This window comes from Streptomyces sp. NPDC025806, from assembly GCF_055558275.1.
Genome location: NZ_JBVHMU010000005.1, coordinates 223,666 through 241,514, shown reverse-complemented (window position 1 = coordinate 241,514; position 17,849 = coordinate 223,666). Strand labels below are relative to the sequence as shown.

Annotated in this window: 21 protein-coding genes and 1 pseudogene; 9 read left to right on the top strand and 13 right to left on the bottom strand. The window is 72.9% G+C overall.

The annotated features are described in order from the left end of the window. Positions 1-21 precede the first annotated feature (21 nt). From cynS to ACZ4E1_RS13860, 3 genes are all read left to right on the top strand, one after another. Positions 22-492 carry a cyanase gene (cynS, locus tag ACZ4E1_RS13870; protein ID WP_467539027.1) on the top strand — a complete coding sequence of 157 codons (471 nt, stop codon included), beginning with the start codon at positions 22-24 and terminating at the stop codon, positions 490-492. Positions 493-635: 143 nt separating this feature from the next. Then, positions 636-1,361 (top strand): ankyrin repeat domain-containing protein, encoded by a 726-nt coding sequence (locus tag ACZ4E1_RS13865; RefSeq protein ID WP_467539024.1) that lies wholly within the window; start codon positions 636-638, stop codon positions 1,359-1,361. A 53-nt stretch (positions 1,362-1,414) separates the two neighbouring features. Continuing rightward, positions 1,415-1,924, top strand: coding sequence for a DinB family protein (locus tag ACZ4E1_RS13860; RefSeq protein ID WP_467539022.1), 510 nt, complete (start codon positions 1,415-1,417; stop codon positions 1,922-1,924). Between the two features lie 115 nt (positions 1,925-2,039). Here the strand turns inward: ACZ4E1_RS13860 and ACZ4E1_RS13855 are convergent, their stop codons facing one another. After that, positions 2,040-3,524, bottom strand: coding sequence for an APC family permease (locus ACZ4E1_RS13855; protein WP_467539020.1), 1,485 nt, complete (start codon positions 3,522-3,524; stop codon positions 2,040-2,042). Continuing rightward, the gene (locus ACZ4E1_RS13850) at positions 3,521-4,759 is read right to left on the bottom strand and encodes an amidohydrolase family protein (RefSeq protein WP_467539017.1); all 1,239 of its coding nucleotides are present in this window, start codon (positions 4,757-4,759) and stop codon (positions 3,521-3,523) included. The genes ACZ4E1_RS13855 and ACZ4E1_RS13850 overlap by 4 nt, the downstream gene beginning before the upstream one ends. Positions 4,760-4,950: 191 nt before the next feature. Here ACZ4E1_RS13850 and ACZ4E1_RS13845 point away from each other — a divergent pair, with 191 nt between their 5' ends. Then, the gene (locus ACZ4E1_RS13845; protein ID WP_467539014.1) at positions 4,951-5,658 is read left to right on the top strand and encodes a GntR family transcriptional regulator; all 708 of its coding nucleotides are present in this window, start codon (positions 4,951-4,953) and stop codon (positions 5,656-5,658) included. A gap of 244 nt (positions 5,659-5,902) precedes the next feature. Beyond that, positions 5,903-6,763 (top strand): alpha/beta fold hydrolase, encoded by an 861-nt coding sequence (locus ACZ4E1_RS13840; RefSeq protein WP_467539012.1) that lies wholly within the window; start codon positions 5,903-5,905, stop codon positions 6,761-6,763. 124 nt (positions 6,764-6,887) lie between these two features. Here ACZ4E1_RS13840 and ACZ4E1_RS13835 read toward each other — a convergent pair whose 3' ends face one another. Further along, complete coding sequence (locus tag ACZ4E1_RS13835) at positions 6,888-7,430, bottom strand: DUF1700 domain-containing protein (protein WP_467539009.1); 543 nt, start codon at positions 7,428-7,430, stop codon at positions 6,888-6,890. Further along, positions 7,427-7,816 carry a PadR family transcriptional regulator gene (locus ACZ4E1_RS13830; RefSeq protein WP_467539006.1) on the bottom strand — a complete coding sequence of 130 codons (390 nt, stop codon included), beginning with the start codon at positions 7,814-7,816 and terminating at the stop codon, positions 7,427-7,429. Before ACZ4E1_RS13830 ends, ACZ4E1_RS13835 begins: the two co-directional genes overlap by 4 nt. A gap of 348 nt (positions 7,817-8,164) precedes the next feature. Here ACZ4E1_RS13830 and ACZ4E1_RS13825 point away from each other — a divergent pair, with 348 nt between their 5' ends. Beyond that, positions 8,165-8,590: a hypothetical protein gene (locus ACZ4E1_RS13825; protein ID WP_467539003.1), complete on the top strand. Its 426-nt coding sequence runs from the start codon at positions 8,165-8,167 to the stop codon at positions 8,588-8,590. A 44-nt stretch (positions 8,591-8,634) separates the two neighbouring features. On the opposite strand, the gene ACZ4E1_RS13820 is transcribed toward ACZ4E1_RS13825, so the two are convergent. Beyond that, positions 8,635-9,066, bottom strand: a complete 432-nt coding sequence (locus tag ACZ4E1_RS13820; RefSeq protein ID WP_467539002.1) for a DUF6299 family protein — start codon at positions 9,064-9,066, stop codon at positions 8,635-8,637. 173 nt (positions 9,067-9,239) lie between these two features. Here ACZ4E1_RS13820 and ACZ4E1_RS13815 point away from each other — a divergent pair. After that, positions 9,240-9,904, top strand: a pseudogene (locus ACZ4E1_RS13815) (histidine phosphatase family protein). 19 nt (positions 9,905-9,923) lie between these two features. Here ACZ4E1_RS13815 and cpt read toward each other — a convergent pair. Next, positions 9,924-10,457: a chloramphenicol phosphotransferase CPT gene (gene cpt, locus ACZ4E1_RS13810; protein WP_467539000.1), complete on the bottom strand. Its 534-nt coding sequence runs from the start codon at positions 10,455-10,457 to the stop codon at positions 9,924-9,926. A 153-nt stretch (positions 10,458-10,610) separates the two neighbouring features. Between cpt and ACZ4E1_RS13805 the strand changes: the two genes are divergently transcribed. Continuing rightward, positions 10,611-11,078 (top strand): pep a2, encoded by a 468-nt coding sequence (locus ACZ4E1_RS13805; RefSeq protein ID WP_467538998.1) that lies wholly within the window; start codon positions 10,611-10,613, stop codon positions 11,076-11,078. Here ACZ4E1_RS13805 and ACZ4E1_RS13800 read toward each other — a convergent pair. The 5 genes from ACZ4E1_RS13800 to ACZ4E1_RS13780 form a co-directional block, all read right to left on the bottom strand. After that, positions 11,053-11,469 carry a VOC family protein gene (locus ACZ4E1_RS13800; RefSeq protein WP_188335187.1) on the bottom strand — a complete coding sequence of 139 codons (417 nt, stop codon included), beginning with the start codon at positions 11,467-11,469 and terminating at the stop codon, positions 11,053-11,055. The genes ACZ4E1_RS13805 and ACZ4E1_RS13800 overlap by 26 nt on opposite strands. A gap of 277 nt (positions 11,470-11,746) precedes the next feature. Further along, the gene (locus ACZ4E1_RS13795) at positions 11,747-11,917 is read right to left on the bottom strand and encodes a rubredoxin (protein WP_467538995.1); all 171 of its coding nucleotides are present in this window, start codon (positions 11,915-11,917) and stop codon (positions 11,747-11,749) included. After that, a complete protein-coding gene (locus tag ACZ4E1_RS13790; protein WP_467538992.1) occupies positions 11,914-13,119 on the bottom strand; it encodes an alkane 1-monooxygenase in 1,206 nt (401 codons plus the stop codon). Before ACZ4E1_RS13790 ends, ACZ4E1_RS13795 begins: the two co-directional genes overlap by 4 nt. A gap of 193 nt (positions 13,120-13,312) precedes the next feature. Then, positions 13,313-13,927, bottom strand: coding sequence for a TetR family transcriptional regulator (locus tag ACZ4E1_RS13785; protein ID WP_467538989.1), 615 nt, complete (start codon positions 13,925-13,927; stop codon positions 13,313-13,315). Between the two features lie 2 nt (positions 13,928-13,929). After that, positions 13,930-14,679, bottom strand: coding sequence for a hypothetical protein (locus ACZ4E1_RS13780; protein WP_467538988.1), 750 nt, complete (start codon positions 14,677-14,679; stop codon positions 13,930-13,932). Positions 14,680-15,149: 470 nt separating this feature from the next. Between ACZ4E1_RS13780 and ACZ4E1_RS13775 the strand changes: the two genes are divergently transcribed. Then, positions 15,150-15,662 carry a hypothetical protein gene (locus tag ACZ4E1_RS13775; protein WP_467538985.1) on the top strand — a complete coding sequence of 171 codons (513 nt, stop codon included), beginning with the start codon at positions 15,150-15,152 and terminating at the stop codon, positions 15,660-15,662. Positions 15,663-15,726: 64 nt separating this feature from the next. Here the strand turns inward: ACZ4E1_RS13775 and ACZ4E1_RS13770 are convergent, their stop codons facing one another. After that, positions 15,727-16,485, bottom strand: a complete 759-nt coding sequence (locus ACZ4E1_RS13770) for a hypothetical protein (RefSeq protein ID WP_467538982.1) — start codon at positions 16,483-16,485, stop codon at positions 15,727-15,729. Positions 16,486-16,652: 167 nt separating this feature from the next. After that, complete coding sequence (locus tag ACZ4E1_RS13765; RefSeq protein ID WP_467539594.1) at positions 16,653-17,825, bottom strand: alanine--tRNA ligase-related protein; 1,173 nt, start codon at positions 17,823-17,825, stop codon at positions 16,653-16,655. Positions 17,826-17,849: the final 24 nt, after the last annotated feature.

The following is a 17,849-nucleotide window of genomic DNA, read 5'->3' as shown; positions in this document are numbered from 1 at the left end:
CCCGCGCGAAAGGAACTCCTCATGATCCACGCCCAGTTCTCCCCCGAGGCCCGCGACGCCGTCGCCACCGCCGCCGTCGCCGCCAAGACGCGGCGCGACATGTCGTGGCAGCAGATCGCCGACGCGGCCGGCCTGTCCCCCGCGTTCGTGACGGCCGCCGTCCTCGGCCAGCACGCCCTGCCCGAGGCGTCCGCCCAGGCCGTCGGCGAGCTGCTCGGCCTCGACGAGGAGGCGATCCTCCTCCTCCAGACCATCCCGACCCGCGGCTCCATCCCGGGCGGCATCCCCACCGACCCGACGATCTACCGCTTCTACGAGATGCTCCAGGTCTACGGCACCACCCTGAAGGCCCTGGTCCACGAGCAGTTCGGCGACGGCATCATCTCCGCGATCAACTTCAAGCTGGACGTGAAGAAGGTCGCCGACCCCGAGGGCGGCGAGCGCGCGGTCATCACCCTGGACGGCAAGTACCTGCCGACCAAGCCCTTCTGACCCCTTCTCCTGTCTCCGACGATTCGTCCATAGAGCGTCACCCCCTGTACGAGCGGCGGTGGCGGGCGGCTCCCGCCGTCCGCCACCGCCCGTTCGCACATCACCCGCACGCCCGGCACCCCCGCGCCGAGAAGGGAAGAACCATGGCCGCCTCTCCCCGCCGCCACACCCTCGTGTACGTCGCCATCACCGGTCTGCTCGTCCTGGCGAGCGCGTGCACGGCCGAGACCCGAAGCACCGGGTCCGGCCGCCCGAGCTCCTCCGCCGCCGAGGACGCCGGCGCGGACGCCGACCTGCTCCGGGCCGCCCGCTCGGGTGACGCCGACGCCGTCCGTACGGCCGTCGAGCGCGGCGCCGACCTGGAGACCCGCGACGGCGACGAGCGCACCGCGCTGCTCCTGGCCGCGTCCGGCGACCACGTGGACGCCGCGAAGGCCCTCGTCGACGCGGGCGCCGACCCCGACGCCCTCGACGCCCGGCACGACACGCCCTGGCTGGTGACCGGAGTGACGGGCAGCGCCGCGATGGCCCGCACCCTCGCCCGGGCCGACCCCGACTACACGATCGTGAACCGCTACGGCGGTACGTCCCTCATCCCGGCCGGCGAGCACGGGCACGTCGACTACATCCGCGAAGTCACCACCAGCCCGGACATCGACGTCGACGTGAACCACGTGAACGATCTCGGCTGGACCGCCCTGCTGGAGGCGGTCGTCCTCGGCGACGGCGGCGAGGACCACCAGGAGAGCGTGCGGCTGCTCCTGGCGGCCGGCGCCGACCGCTCCGTCGAGGACAAAGACGGCAAGACGGCGTTGGAACAGGCCGAGTTGCGCGGCCAGGACGCGGTCGCCCGTCTGCTGCGCGGCTGAGCGGGGATACTTGCCGTCGATCACCGAAGGCAAGGACGAGGGGCAGGGGTCCAGTGACTGTCGATCACCGGGTGGGACCGCCGAGTTTCGGCGACGAGCGGGAGACGCTGCGGGCGTTCCTCGACTATCAGCGCGCGACGCTCGCCATGAAGTGCGAGGGGCTCGGCGACGAGGAGCTGAAGCAGCGGTCGATGCCGCCGTCGACGCTCACCCTGCTCGGCCTCGTGCGGCACATGGCCGAGGTCGAACGCGCCTGGTTCCGCCGCGTGTTCGAGGACCACGACGCGCCGATGGTCTGGTCCGACAAGGTCGACTTCCAGGCCGCGTACGACGCGACCGGTTCGAGCCGCGCCGAGGCGTTCGGCGCGTGGGAGGCCGAGGTGGAGCACTCCCGGCGCGTCGAGCGCGCGGCCGCGTCGCTGGACGTGGCCGGCTACCAGCCGCGCTGGGAGGAGCAGGTGTCGCTGCGGATGGTGATGGTCCACGTGCTCCTGGAGTACGGCCGCCACAACGGCCACGCGGACTTCCTCAGGGAGGGCGTGGACGGCACGGTGGGCGCCTGAGACCGGCGGCATCACAGTGGTCGTCCACATGAGCCTGTGCGATGGGTGACGCCACGCCACCAACGGCTCCTGCCCCACCGGGAGATGAGGCAGGAGCCGCCGGGTTCGGACGGGGTCAGTCGCGCTCGACGTCGACCGTGGTCAGCGACGCGTACCGCTCGGGTTCGCGGCGGCGGATGCGGAGAGCCACGGCCAGGCCCACGACGAGGACCAGCGGGAGCGGCACCAGCAGCACCGTGTTCGTGAGACCGGTGCGGCCGGTGAGCAGGTCGAAGTGGATCACCGCGAGAACGGTGAGCACGGCCAGGCCCGCACAGGACACGAGCGGCGCCCAGACCACACGGAAGGCCGACAGGCCCTTGCGGTCGTGGCGGAAGTACGCCCACACGGCGAGGGCGGCCAGCGCCTGCATGCCCATGATGCCGAGAACACCGACGCTGTTCGTCCAGAGGAAGACCTCCCCGTACGGGTCGGCCGCGAGCAGCGCGCCGACGCCGATCAGGGCGAGGTTGAACAGGGTCTGCGCGACGACGGCGCCGCTCGGCGATCCGTGCCGGCGGGACACCGCGCCGAGCCTCCGGGGCAGCAGGCCCTCACGGCCGAGCGCGTAGAGGTAGCGGGCGGCGGCGTTGTGGAAGGCGAGCGTCGCGGCGAAGGCGCTCACCACGATGAGGCCGTGCATGGCGTCGGCGAGCCACGGGCCCGCGTACGTCTCGGCGGCGGTGAAGGTGAGATCGGGTCCGGCGGCGGCCCGGGCCAGTTCCACGGCGCGGTCAGTCCCGAACGCGCCCATGACGAGCCAGCACCCGGCCGCGTAGAACACCGCGAGGAAGCCGATCGCGATGAACGTGGCGCGGGGCACGGTGCGCTGCGGGTCCCGCACCTCCTCGGCGAAGATCGCGGTGGACTCGAACCCGGTGAACGCGCCGATGACCAGGACGAACATGCCGGCCGCGCCGCCGACGGCGAGGGTCGACGGATCGAAGGAGGCGGGGTCGAGCGCGGCGGTGCCGCGGTCGCCGAGGATGCCGCCGTCCATGACGAGCAGCGAAAGGACCTCCAGGACGAGCGCGACACCGAGGACCTTGGCGCTCAGGGTGACGCGCAGCCAGCCGAGCACGCCGACGGCGGCCACGCACACGCCGGAGAGCAGCCACCACGGCACGTCGGCGCCGGTGGCGTCCCGGACGGAGCCGGTGGCGAAGTAGCCGAAGGCGGCGGCGACGCCCGGGGTGACGAGGTTGTAGGAGACGACGGCGACGTAGGCGGTGCCGACGCCGAGCGCGCGGCCGAGGCCGCGGGCGACGTACGCGTAGAAGGCGCCGGCGTTGCGGACGTGGCGGCTCATCGCGGTGAAGCCGGCGGCGAAGAGGGCGAGCAGGGCGCCGGAGACCAGGTAGGCCAGGGGCGCGCCGGACCCGCCGATGCCGATCGCGAAGGGGGCGACGCCGGCGAGAACGGTGAGCGGGGCCGCGGCGGCCACGACGAAGAAGACGAGGTCGAAGGTGCCGATCCGGCCCGCGGCGAGCCGCCCGGCGCCCTGCTCCTCGGCACCCGGTGCGGCGTCGGGGCGTGCCGGGCTGTCGGTGGCGGTCGTCATCTGGTGTCTCCCGCCTGCGCGTAGCGCGGGTAGGGGTCGATCGGCCCGGGTCCGACGACGCGGCCCGCGTGGAGGACGGCGACGCGGCGCGGGTGCGCGGCGACGGCCTCGGGGACGGATCCGGCGGCGACGGCGACGAGGTCGGCGCGGCTGCCGGGGGTGAGTCCGTAGTCGGTGAGGCCGAGCGCGGCGGCGGCCTCGTCGGTGACGAGGGCGGCGGCGTGGTGGAGTTCGGCGTCGGTCATGAGGCCGGAGCGCAGGCCGATGATCGTGGCGCGCTCCAGCATGTCGCCGGTTCCGTACGGCCACCAGGTGTCGCGGATGTTGTCGGAGCCGCCGAAGACGCGGACGCCGTGCTCGCGCAGGCGCAGGACGGGCGGGAGGGGGCCGCGCGGTCCGTTGGTCATGATCGAGACGCCGGCGGTCGCGAGCGCCTTGGCGGTGCGGTCGAGTTCGGCGTCGTCGACGTCGCCGAGGGCGTAGGCGTGGGAGACGGCGACGTGGCCGCCGAGACCGAGGGCGGCGGTGCGGGCGGCGATGTCGCGCAGTTGCGCGGTGCCGCTCTCGCCTCCGTCATGGAGGTGGATGTCGATGCCCTTGCCGTGGCGTTCGGCGAGGCCGAAGACGATGTCGAGCTGGCCGGCCGCGTCCTGGTCGAAGCCGGCCGGGTCGAGGCCGCCGATCAGGTCGGCGCCTTCGGCGAGGGCGGCGTCGAGGAGGTCCGCGACGCCGGGCGCGGCGATGACGCCGCTCTGCGGGAAGGCGACGATCTGGATGCCGAGCCGGTCGCGGAACTGTTCACGGACCGTCTGCACCGCGTGGAGGTGGTCGAGTCCGGTCGCGAGGTCGATGTCGACGTGACTGCGGACGTGCCCGGTGCCGTGCGCGACCATGCGGTGGGCGAGGGCGGCGGCCCGCTCCACGACCGGCACGGGCGAGCCGGTCCGGGCGGCGCGCTCGGAGGCGATCTGCTCCTGGAGGGTGGCGGTCTCGCGGTGCGGCTGCCAGGGCCCGCCGAGGAAGGTCTTGTCGAGGTGGGCGTGGCCGTCCACGAAGGCGGGCAGCAGCAGCGCCCCGTGCAGGGGCAGCTCGTCCGGTGCCGGGGTCCGGCCGAGGACGTGTTCCTCGACGGCGTGCACCCGCCCGCCGCGCAGGCGGACGTCGACGGTGCGGCCGTCGGGGAGCGTCGCTCCGAGCAGGGCGGCGGGTTCGGGCGGGGCGGCAGCCTCGCGCATGTCATCTCCTTCAGTCGTACAGCTCGGCCCAGCGTCTGGGAAAGTGGCTGGTGAGCGCGGTGCGACGTCAACGTAACTGGTATACCGAATACCAGACAACGCTTCTCGGGAACGGATCTTCCTGCCGGGTCACCGGGTCTGCGAAGATCGGCTCTGCACCACCCGTCTCAGCACCGCCTGGAGCTCCTGTCATGCCGACGCCCCGTACGACCGCCGACACCGCCATCGGGGACACCCATCGGTCCCTGCGCGAGCGGGTCTACGTGGAGCTGCGCGAGCGGATCATCGAGGGGCAGTACCCGGCGGGGATGCGCCTGGTCGAGCGGGAGATCGCCGACGAGCTGCGGGTGTCCCGGGTGCCGGTGCGCGAGGCCATGCAGCGGCTCGCCTCGGAGGGCTTCCTCACGGTGCAGCAGCGGCGGGGTTCGGTGGTGGCGGGCTTCGGGCCCGAGGAAGCGGCGCACCTGTTCGACATCCGGGAGAACCTGGAGGGGCTCGCGGCCCGGCTGGTCGCCCGCGGGGCGACGCCCGCCGAGCTGAAGGACCTGGAGAAGCTGCTCGCGCGGGCCCGCAAGGCCGCCGAGTCGGGCCGGCTGCGGGCGGCGGTGTCGCTCAACGCGGACTTCCACCGGCGGATCGTGGAGCTGTCGGGCAATCCACTGCTCGTGGACGTGATGGCGCCGCTGGACTCGCGGCTGCGCCGGTTGTTCCGGCTCACGTCGGGGCAGGCCGACGGCGAGCCGATGTGCGGGGCGCACGAGCGGCTCTTCGAGGCGATCCGCGACGGCGACGAGGCACGGGCCGAGGAACTGGCGCGGGCCCATGTGGCGGACACCCGGGACTCGGCACTGCACCTGCTCGCGGAGCGGCCGGAGCGGGAGAACGCCGCACCGGCGTAGGGAGTTCGGGGAGAGTGTGGGCCGCCGCGCCCGCCGGGGGGGATTAACGGAGCGCGGCGGCAGCCACGACTTCACCGTGCCATCGGCGGCCGACGCCCGCCCCCGGAGCGCGGCAGTCGGGTGAGCGACGCCGGGCGGCCCGCGCTCCACGAACGGAGGCCGCGAAACCGGTGGCGCCCGTGATCACCGGCTGCGTAGCGTGCGACGGCAGCGGCGCCCCGACGGCAGAGAGCGAGCACACCTGATGCAACCGACCTTCGTACTGGTCCACGGCGCGTTCGCGAACTCCTTCTCGTTCGCGCCGCTCCAGGCCGAACTGGGGCTGCTGGGGCACCGGCCGGTCGCGGTGGACCTGCCCGGGCACGGCTTCGCGGCGACCTACACCTACGCGTACCAGGCGCCGCAGGACACGGCGGCGCTGGCCGAGGCACCGGGCGCCATCAAGGGCGTCACGCTCGCCGACAACGCGGCGCATCTGATCGGTGTGCTGGAACGGGCGAAGCGGAACGGGCCGGTGATCCTCGTCTCGCACAGCCGTGGCGGGGTCACGGCGACGGCGGCGGCCAACGCCCGGCCCGATCTCATCGACCGACTCGTGTACGTGTCGGCGTGGTGCCCGGTCGACCTGGACGTGGGCGACTACTACGCGGAGCAGGAGATGGCCGCCGTGGACGCGGGTTCGCTGGCCCTCGCCATGGTCGGGAACCCGGCCGAACTGGGCCTGCTCCGGGTGAACTTCCGCACCGCGGACCCGGCGGCGCTCGCCGCGTTCCGCTCCGCGTTCGCGGCGGACGTCACGGACGAGCAGTTCCTGACGTTCCTCAACACGTTCCAGCCGGACGAGAACCTGGACGTCGGCGGCTCGGCCGACCGGGCGCGGGCCGCGACGTGGGGACGGATCCCGAAGACGTACGTGCGCCTGGCCGACGACACGAGCTTGCCGCTCGCACTGCAGGACCGGCTGATCAGGGAGGGGAACGCACCGACCCCGGACAACCCGTACGACGTGCGCACGCTGCCGGGCAGCCACTTGAGGTGGCTGGTCGATCCGGCTCCGGCGGCCCGGGTCCTGGCCGACGTCGCCGCGCTCACCGCGGGCGGGTGAGCCGGAGGTTCTCCAACGAAACGGGCGCGCCCGAGGGTGCGCCCGTGTCACACTCGGCACACGCTGACGCCGCTCCCCCCGTGGCGGCGTCAGCGTTCCCCGGCCGTGTGTGCGGCGTGACGGCTCAGCGCTTGCGCGTGCACCAGAGGTAGACACCGCCCGCGACGCCCAGCGCGATGACCCCCAGGGCGAACAGCATCTGCGGCAGCTCGCCGGCCGGGTCGACGGTCGCCATCGCGAGGGAGACGACAACAGGGCCGACGACGCCGAGCAGGGTGCCGACCGTCTTGTGCGCGACCGTCCAGCGTGCGGACATCCACAGCAGGACGAGGCCCACGATCCAGCAGCCGAGCTGCAGGAACGACCACACGAGGGCGGCCGGCGAGGCGAGCGCCAGGAGCAGCACGGGGGCCACCGGGTGCACGCCGCCCTTGGCGGGTGCGGCGACTCCGGCCTCGGCCAGCGCGGTCGCGGCGATGGTGCGCGGGTCCCCCAGCTCGCGCAGCACCTCGGTCTCGGCGTCGGGGCGCTCGGCGAGGGCCACCGCTATGTGTTCGGCCAGGTCCGCGATCAGTTCCTGCCTGCGCTCGGCGGGCAGCCCCGCGGCCTCACGCTCCACCGACGCGAGGTAGTCCTGGATCCGGGCCGACGGCTCGGCGGTCTTCATGGGGTGTCTCCTGATCGGTGGTCGCCCTGCCGTGACGGGGCGAGAAAGTGGTCCACGGCATCCCGGAACGCAGGCCAGACGTGGGTGAACTCGGCGAGTGCGGCATGACCCGCCGCGGTCAGTTCGTAGTAGCGCCGCGGCGGTCCGGACGCCGATTCCTGCCAGCTCGTCTCGACGAGCTCGTCCCGCCTGAGCCGGGACAGCAGCGGATACACGGTGCCTTGGCTCGTGGCCAGCGCCCCGCTCTCCTCCAGCCTGCGCAGCAGCTCCACTCCGTACAGCGGACCGTCGCGCATCAGCGCCAGGACGCAGTACTCGAGCACGCCCTTGCGGAGCTGGCTCGCCGCCTTCCCCGCGTCGCGCTTACTCGTCTTGCCTGGTTCCATGCAATGCACAGTACCTTGCCGACCATGAGCACGTCACCCCCTCCCGGTGGGTGAGTGCTGTGGATCAGCCCCGGCCGAACAGGTCCGCCGGTTCCCCGCGCCGGGTCCCGGTCGCGTCCGGCCGCCCGGGCACCTCGCGGCCGAGCGCCTGCCAGTGCGCCACGAGCGCGTCGTAGATCGGCGTCGCGGAATGCGTCGCCGCCCGCGTCCTCGCATCGTCCCGCCCTGGCTCCCCGTGCTGGTCGCGCGGCGCAGGAACGGTTTTCCCCGTGTCAACCACGGACTGCCCAACGAGCGGGCGGGGCCGGGGCCACGGCCTGCCGCGCCAAGAGGCCCTAACGTGCTCCCATGACCCCCGACGACGCCCCGCCCGCCACCTTTCCGCCGCGCCCGCTGCGGGACCTGCGGGTCGTGTACGCGCGCCAGGCCGGCTGCCCCGCCGACTTCGCGGAGATCCTCGTGGACTTCGAGCCCTGGGAGCCGGGCTTCGTCTTCGAGGTGCACGCCGGCCTGGAGCGGCGCCACCCGGTGCCGGCCGGGGAACTGGCCGTGTACGTGGCCGCCGTCGAGGAGGGGCTCCGCGCGGAACTGGCGGCGCTCGGCCCGGACTCCCGGCCGGCCGTGGCCGTCGTCCTGCGCGCCGTGCGGGTGCACGAGGTCGACTCGCACGCCGGCGCGTTCCGCACGGCGGGCCGGCTGGCCGTGCGGCGGGCGCTCGCCGAGGTGCAGGGTCCACCGCGCAGCCCCGCGCGTCGCGGGCCGGCAATGCACTGAAACGGCCCGGGCCTTGCGCGCCCGGGCCGCTTCACAGGACTCCGTCAGTCGCCGGCGACCAGCAGCACGTCCTGCTGCCCCGTCGCGTGGAAGCGTGGCACGGGCAGGCCGCCCTCCGGAGCCAGTTCGAGGACCGTCGCCTCGACCTCGGCCTCGCCCGGCTCGACCGCGCCCTCGGGCACCTGGCCCGTGTTGTGCCAGGCGTGCTCGGCGCCGTCGCACACGGCGCGGGTGCCGCCGATGCCACGGCGCAGACCCGGGTTCTCGGTGTCGCGCACGGAGGACGAGACGAAGACGGGGCCCTCGGCGCCGGAGCAGCGGTAGGTGCCGGACAGCGACACCGTGCCGTCGGCGGAGACATGGCCGACGCGGTCGACCGTCACCGATTCTCCGGGCGCGGCGGCCTGGGCCAGGGGGGCGACGGCCAGCAGGGCGAGGGCTCCGGCGGCGGCGCTCAACACCAGACGAATGGACACAGAACAGACTCCTCTTGTGGGGGGATTCTTCACGTACAGGGGGTCATTCGGGGTTCATTCATATCCGTCCGTCCTGGTCGCCCACCGGCCATCACTCCATCGGGGGCGCGTCCCGACCAGGCCGGATGGCAGAGTGGACACCGTTGATCCACGAGTCCGAAGGCGGCCCTCGTATGCGTCTGTTGCTCATCCGGCACGGTCAGACTCCGGCGAACCTGATGCGCCTCCTGGACACGGCGGAGCCGGGCCCGGGGCTGACGCCGCTCGGGCAGCGGCAGGCGGCGGCGCTGCCCGGAGCGCTCGCGGAGGAGCGGATCGACGCCCTGTACGCGTCGACACTGCTGCGCACCCAGTTGACGGCGACGCCGCTGGCGCAGGCGCGTGGACTCGACATCGTGGTCCGGTCCGGCATCCGCGAGATCGAGGCCGGCGAGCTGGAGATGCGGGGCGACGAGGCGGCCATCACGACCTATCTGACGACGGCGCTCGCCTGGGCCGCCGGAGACCTGGACCGGCGGATGCCCGGCGGCGAGACCGGGCTCGCCGCCCTCTCCCGGTTCGACGAGGTCGTCGCCGAGGCCGCCGCGGGCGGCGCCCGGACCGCGGCCATGGTGAGTCACGGCGCCGCGATCCGCATGTGGACCGCGGCCCGCGCGGCCCGCCTCGCCCCCCCCTCGAAGCGGCGGATCAGCACCTCGACAACACGGGGATGGTCGTGGTGACCGGCTCCCCCGCCGACGGCTGGCGACTCGAACGCTGGGACAGCAGGCCGGCGGGTCCGCGGGACCCCGCGCCGCACCACGAGGGCCCGGCGGGCGAGCCGCTCGGCGACGCCTGAGGCGGCGCCGGGCCGCGACTCAGGCCGTACGGGCCGCGATGACGCGGGCGCACTCCATCGCGCCGGTGCGGGTCGTGTCGACCTCCAGGTCGTAGACCACGCCCTCGTGGACGGTCTTCGCCTGGGCGGCGGCCATCCCCCGGGCCCGGTCGCCGCGGGCCACCTCGCGTTCCGCAGCGACCTCGGGCTCGCAGTGCACGCCCACCCACAGCACGTCCAGGTCGCCGAGGGCCCGCAGCCAGCGCTGCTGCGAGGCCGCGCCGCCCAGGAAGATCTCGTCGATCACGATGCGGGCACCGGCCCGCGCCATCGCGACGACGCCCTCGGTCCAGGCCGTCTCCAGGGTGCGGAAAGCCTCGCCGACCTGCACCGTGCCGTCCGGCTCGATGTCGATGCCCTCCTGCCCCGACTGCATGCGCGCGGGCAGCGCGTCGACGAACGAGTCCGCGCCGAACGCCAGCCAGGGCTCGGGGAGCAGCTCCTGCAGGCACCGCACGATGCCTGATTTCCCGGCGCTGGAACCGCCGTTGAGGATGATCATTCGGGTCGTCATCGCGCCAGCGTACGGCGTGCCCGCCGAGCGCGGGGCCGGCTCCGAGTTGCACGAACGGAGTAATGACCTGAGTCTGTAGGTGACTCTCCCGACACCACCACTCACTTGGAGTGAGCGCCGGGTGAGCCCCCAGAGACAGAAAGGATGAACGGCATGGATCCGCGTTACGTCCACATCGACGCGGGGGTCACCACGCAGGACATCGCGCTCGTGGACCGCGATGTGACCGCACGGCTGCTGGACTGGGGGCTCGGCGCGTATGTGCGGCCGGTCGGCCGTTGCGTCGACATCCTGCTGCGTCTGGCCGGCGAGCCCCGGGCCGGTGGAGCGCACACCGTGGAGATGTGGTGGAACGGGCGCCACCTGATCACCGCCGTGTCCGGTACGCAGCCGGGTGTCCTGCGGGACGCCACGGGGCTGCATCCGGGGCTCGTCCGGGTGGCGGCGCTCAGCGACGGCTGGGGCGTGTGCGCGGGCAGGTCCGGCACGCTCACCTGGTTCTCGCACCGGACCCACGAACATCAGCCGGCCCTGCGGGTGCCGCGACCGCCGACGCCCGTGCTGCACACGGCGCGCGTCCCGGAGGCCGAGGCGTTCAGCCCTGCGGTTCCGAGATGTTGACCATCCAGGCGATCCCGAAGCGGTCGGTGCACATGCCGAAGACGTCGCCCCACATCTGCTTCTCCAGGGGCACGCCGACGACACCGCCTTCGGAGAGCTTCGCCCAGTAGCCGCGCAGCTCGTCGGCGTCGTCGCCGCTGAGCGAGAGCGAGATGTTGCGGCCCGGCCGGTACTCCATGCCGGGCGGCGTGTCGGAGGCCATCAGGGTGTAGCCGGACGGGGTGTCGAGCATGGCGTGCATGATCTTGTCCGCCACCTGCTCGACACCCGGGGCGCCCGTCTCGCCGAAGGTGTTCAGGGCCAACTCCCCGCCGAACACCTGCTGGTAGAACTCCATGGCCGGGCGGGCGTCGCCGTCGAACTGGATGTAGGGGTTGAGTCGAGAAGCCACTGCCTGTTCCCTTCGCTGCGGGTGCGGTTGCCCGCATTATGGGACGGCTTCTCGCTCACCGCCCGGCGGCGGGGAACGCGTGCCCCTCGTGTCCCGTCCGGCGCCCTCCACCCGGGCGCCCCGGCACACCCACTCGATCCACCGACCCCACCCGCAACACCGACACAAGTCCCTCTGGCAGAGGTCGAGTTGAGGCACGACAATGAGCGGGTCGCGTTCTGCGCGGCCCGGCTCCGCCGTCTCATCCCCGTGTCGGCGGAGCCGGTCACCCCTGCTCTCAGGAGACCCCCACGGGGTCGAAGTCGATCTTCTCGCGGACGCCGCAGTCGGGGCAGCACCAGTCGTCGGGGACCTCCTCCCACGGGGTTCCGGCCGGGAAGCCTTCGCGGGGATGGCCCGCGCCCTCGTCGTAGACGTAGTCGCAGGACGGGCAGCGGTACCGGCTCATGCGACGACGCCCGGGGTGCCCTCGGGACGCTCTCCCGCGCCGTACCGGGCGAGCAGCGCGCCGCGCCGCGCGGGCTGGAGATTGGCGCGCCGGACGTCGCCTCCGTAGTGGGCGAGCACCCGGTGGTCCATGACGCGGCGCCACAGCGGCGGGAAGTACGCGAGGACGATCATGCCCGCGTAACCGGTCGGCAGTTCGGGGGCGTCCTCGAAGTGGCGCAGGGCCTGGTAGCGGCGGGTGGGGTTCGCGTGGTGGTCGCTGTGCCGCTGGAGGTGGTACAGGAAGACGTTGGAGGCGACGTTGTCGCTGTTCCAGCTGTGCTTGGGGGCGCAGCGCTCGAACCGGCCGCTCTCGGTGCGCTCGCGCAGCAGGCCGTAGTGCTCGGTGTAGTTGATGACTTCGAGCAGGCAGAACCCGAAGACGGCCTGACCGACGAGGTACGGCAGGACCTCCGGTCCGAATGCGATCGCGAGCGCGGCGAAGAGGGCCGCGGACATGGCCCAGGCGCTGAGGATGTCGTTGCGCGGGGTCCACGGGGAGCCGCCGCGGCGGGTCAGGCGGCGCTTCTCGAGCCGCCAGGCGGAGGCGAGGCTGCCGACGACGGTGCGCGGCAGGAAACGCCAGAAGCTCTCGCCGAGCCGGGCGCTCGCCGGGTCGTCGGGGGTGGCCACCCGGACGTGGTGCCCGCGGTTGTGCTCGATGTAGAAGTGGCCGTAGACGGTCTGCGCGAGCGCGACGCGGGAGAGCCAGCGCTCGGTGGACTCCTTCTTGTGGCCCAGTTCGTGGGCGGTGTTGATGCCGATGCCGGCGACGCCGCCGAGGGTGACCGTCAGGCCGATCCGGGAGATGAGCGAGAGGTCGCCGCCGGTGAGCAGCGCGCAGCCGGCGACGAGGCCCGCGTACTGGAGCGGCAGGTACATGTACGTGCACCACCGGTAGTAGCGGTCGGTCTCCAGGCGGGCGAGGGCGCTGTCCGGCGGGTTCGCGGAGTCCTTGCCGATGAGCTGGTCGATGACCGGGAAGAGGACGTAGAGCAGGATCACCCCGCTCCACCAGAAGACGGCGAGGCCGGTGAGTTCCACCAGGCCCCAGGCGATGAAGGGGAAGCACGGCACGATCAGGCCCATCAGCCACAGGTAGCGCTTCGGGTCCCGCCAGGGCGGTGCCTCGTGCAGGGGTTCGGTCTCGCGGTGCAACGGCACGGCCGGGCTCCTCACGGATCACGTCATTGGACACTTGAGGCACGTACTGTCCGGCAAAGTGACACCCGTCCGGCCGGGCGTCAATGGCCCGCGCAGGGATCGGTGCAATCGAGGCGTGAAGAAGCCGTCACCATGGGGACGCGAGGCGTCGTTCCGGTGAAGGCCCGCGGCGCGTAAGGGGGTTGATGTCCCGTCAGGAGTCTTCGGCGGTCGGCGCGGGATAGGCGATCCGGGTGGTGATCGCGGCGATCCTCCGGGCCGATTCCTCGGGCGAGGCGGCGGGCTGCACGATGTGACTGACCGTGAGCCGGACGATCGCCTCCACGGCGAGGCTGCGGGAGAGGTCGTCGACCTCGGGCCAGGCGTCGGCCGCGTAGGCGTCCAGCATGACCGTCGCGGTGTCGAAGACCGGCTCGGGGCGGGTCGTCAGATAGGCGAGCAGGTCGTCGTCCTCGCCGCCGCGGGCCGCGGTGAGCACGGACTTGATCAGCGGGTTGTCCGCGGCCTGGCCGAGGACGAAACCGACACCCGCGCGAGCAGCCGCGTCGAGGGAGTCGCGGTGCGCGTCGAGCTCCCGCTGGATCCCGAGCAGGAACCGCTCGGCCTCGCGCTCCACGAGGGCCAGGCCGATCGCGTCCTTCGAGTTCGAGCCGAACTCGTTGTAGACCGTCTGCCGGCTGACCCCCGCGGTCCGCGCCACGGCGGCGACCCGGAGCCGCCCCCAGCCCTCCGTCGTCACCAGCTCGTATGCGGCGTCCAGCACCCGCTCGCGGAGCAGGTCGCGGACGGCCTCTCGGAAGCGCGTCATGATCAGCCCACTCTAGACGGAGGACGGCGGCCGGGAAGGGGCGAGGTCCCCGGCCCGCCGCCCGCCCGCTCGGCCGCGCGGCGCCGCACCGCGAGCCCGAAGGCGAAGGCGGCGATCAGTGCGGGGACGGTCAGTTCGACGACGAGCGACACGAGCCAGTCCGGGTTGATCCCCCTCGTCTCACCGCTGACGAACCGGCAGGTCGCCTGGGGCGGGAAGAGGCTCGCGTCGAGGGTCCGCGGCGCGCTGGAGCTCCAGCCGTCACCGTCGGAACAGGCCGTCGACGGGCTGGGCAGGAGCCTCCACACGGCGAGGAGGTAGGCCATGAGGAAGACGGAGCCGAGCACGAAGAAGGCCGCCCCGGTCCTGCGCACCTTCTCGGTACGGGACATGGGGCGCACCAGATCACTGCCGGGCCGCGGGTCGAGGCACTCGGCGACCAGGGCCCCGAGCAGGGTGACGACCATGACGACGAGTGCGGCCCACAGCAGGAAGCCGAGCGGTGCCCGGCCGCCGACGGACGCGACCTCACCCTGATCGAACACGCAGACGGTGGCGGGCGGGAACGCCCGGTCGTGCACGCGGATCAGCCGACCGGGCCCCTCGGTCAGGCCCTGCGTGCAGCGCTCGCCGAACTCCATCATGCCGAGGAGGGCGACCCCGCAGCCGACGACCAGCGCGGCGAACGCGATCGCGGAGGCGGCCCACAGCCCGTCAGTCCGGTAGCCGCTCGGCGCGCGCTCAGGTGCCATTCCCGCACTGTAGTCGTGGAGCCGTCGTGGTCAAACCGTGGGGATGACGTGACGGGGGCGAAGTGGCCGGAATCGAGGCGCGGTTCGGGAGGGGCCCACGGGACAGGCGGTCTCACGCACCGGCTCCGCCCCTCGACTCGGCCTGATCCCGGCGGTGTTCGCGCCCCGTGTGAACCGTGCGCACACCCCGGTCACTCACGCACCCTCGCCGTGGCCGGAATTGCGCGGTCCACTGAGCTCATGCACCGCACCACACGGCCTCGTGGAGTGGTGCCGGGCCGCTGCCCTCCCCTCTCGCCCGGCGGCCCCCAGCGCGCCCCGGGGCACTGCGCGGGCTTCGGTTCCCAGCCGCCGGAGTCCGTCGGTCCATCCGGCCCCGGGCGCGCGCCGCGTACGGGCGAAGCATCACCTCCCTGGACAAACCGGCGTTCCCGCTGTCCGACCACAGGGGTGTGACGTACGGTCAACTCATGGACGGGGCCCAGTGGTTAGCCGCCTGTCATGCGCAGCCTGAAAAGGCCTTCGCGCAGTGGGAGCAGGCACCTTTTCTCGCCCGGCTGCCGGCCGGTCGCCGCTTCGACGCGCTACGGGTGCATCAGCCGCTCGGGCTGACCGTCCTGTGGGAGCTCGGCGACGACGCCGGCAAGGTGCCGGTGCTCGAAGAGCACGCGCCGCCGCGTCCGGTGTTCTACATCCTCACCCAGCCCGGCAGCGCGGACGACTGGCCGCAGCCGCAGGACGACGCGGTACTGCTGGGCGCCGGAACGGAGCTTTCCGTGCCGTCGCCGCACGCCGACGACATCACCGGGGTGCAGCAGCACACGTACATGTGGCGGGTGCCGCCGGACGGCAGCGGCCGGCTCGCCGACCCCGACGTGCTGCGGGCGGCGTTGGAGCTCGCCCGCGACACCGACCGGCAGGCGGCCAGGATCCGCGCGGCCCGTTCGGTGTTCTACGGCGCCAAGCACGCCCGGCAGAAGTAGGAACGCGTGTGCCCGCGGCCGGACGAGGGGTCCGGCCGCGGGCACACGTCCTCGCGGGCTCCGCTCAGTGCGCGCGGCGCTTCGCCGGGCGGGCGATCCGCAGGCAGACCGCACCGGCCGCGACGCAGGCCGCGGCGATCCCGCCGAGCACGTACAGCCCCTTGTCGCTACCGGACTCGGCGAGCTCCGGCGGCTTCGTGTGGTGGCCCGTCGGCGGGGTCGTCGTCCCCGGCGGCGTCGTGACCGGCGGATGCGTCACGGGAGGCGTCGTCACAGGAGGAGTCGTCACCGGCGGATGCGTCACCGGCGGATGCGTCACCGGAGGTGTCGTGACCGGCGGATGCGTCACCGGAGGTGTCGTGACCGGAGGCGTCGTGACCGGCGGATGCGTCACCGGCGGAGTCGTGACCGGCGGATGCGTCACCGGCGGAGTCGTGACCGGAGGGTGCGTCACGGGGGGCGAGGTCGGCGGGGTCTCCTCGCCGTAGCCCGAAGGCCCCTCGTCCTCGCCACCCTTCGGGCCCTGCTCGTCGCCGCCCTTGGGTCCGTGCTCGTCATGACCCTTGGGGCCCTGCTCGTCACCACCCTTGGGACCGTGCTCGTCATGGCCCTTCGGACCCTCCGACGCGCCGTAGCCCGAAGGCCCTTGCTGCGCGTCGTCGTCATCCCCGTACCCCGGGACGTCCAGCCCCGGACCGGCCGCACCCTGCACACCGAACGGCACCTGCGCCTGTCCGGACGACGCCGGATGCGGCGCGTCCGAGGCGGCCACGGCGCTGGCCGTCCAGCACCCCAGCGCCAGCAGGGGTCCCGCCCCTGCCACGATGATTCCTCGAGCGGTCGGCTTCATCCGTACCACCTCCATGTCTGATGGTTCTTCACATGAAAGGATGAGCAGACAAATCGACCGTTAAGGGGCGACACACCGCCAGAATCGCCCCCTGTCACTCACTTGGCCTCCACGATCTTCACGACATCCACACCTGAGGCTCACCGGTCGCGCAGGCTCACCACCAGGTCGCGGGGCAGGCCGTGCGTGTCGTGGAGGTACCGGAAGTCCTCCTCGTCCAGCGGCCCCTGGAAGCGCGGCCGGGCCAGGACGCGCCGTCCGCGCTCGAGCAGCCGGCGGAAGCGCCGCTCCTCGTCGGCCAGCAACTGCCGTACGGCGTCGGGCTCCGGGCCGCCGTCCTGGCGGAAGTGGTCCTGGGTGTGCCGGACCAGCTCGGCGGGCAGGTCGCCCAGGCTGCGCGAGGGGTCGTCGCGCCACAGGACGGTGAGCGTGCGGCGCAGCAGCCGGCGCAGCACGTAGCCGCGGCCTGTGTGGGAGGGGCGGACGCCGTCGCCGAGGATGACGACGGCGGAGCGCAGGTGGTCGCAGACGAGGCGCAGGTCGGACTCGTCGAGCGGCCACAGCGTCGGGACCAGTCGGCGCCACGGATCGAAGACGTCGCACTCGAACACGGAGCTCCGGCCCTGCAGCAGGGTCGTGAGGCGCTCCAGACCGAGACCGGTGTCGATGTTGCGCTGCGGCAGCGGGACGAGGGAGCCGTCGTCGAGGCGGCGGTGCCGCATCATCACGTGGTTCCAGATCTCGACCCACCGGTCGTCCTGGGTGGGCGTGGAGTGTGGCGGGGTGTCGCCGGTCCACAGGAAGATCTCGGAGTCGGGGCCGCAGGGGCCGACCGGGCCGTTGGACCACCAGTTGTCGTCGACGGTGAGCTCCACGGGCACGCCGCGCTCCTGCCAGAGTTCGAGGGAGTCCGTGTCCGGGCCGACCTGTTCGTCGCCGCCGAAGACGGTGGCGTGCAGCCGGCCGGGGTCGACGCCGAAGCCCTCGGTGAGCAGGTCGTAGCCCCATTCGAGGCTCTGCCGGCCCTCGTAGTCGCCGAGCGACCAGCTGCCGAGCATCTCGAAGACGGTGAGGTGGGTGCGGTCGCCGACCTCGTCGAGGTCGGTGGTGCGCAGACAGCGCTGGACGTTCACCAGGCGCCGGCCGAGGGGATGCGGGCGCCCCTCCAGGTACGGGGTGAGCGGATGCATGCCCGAGGTGGTGAACAGCACCGGGTCGCCGGGCGGGGGAAGCAGGGTCGAGCCGGTGATGCGGCGGTGTCCGCGGTCCTCGAAGTACTCGACGAAGGTCCGTACGACCGTGTCGGTGTCGATGCCGGATCCTGGGCTCGTGCCCGG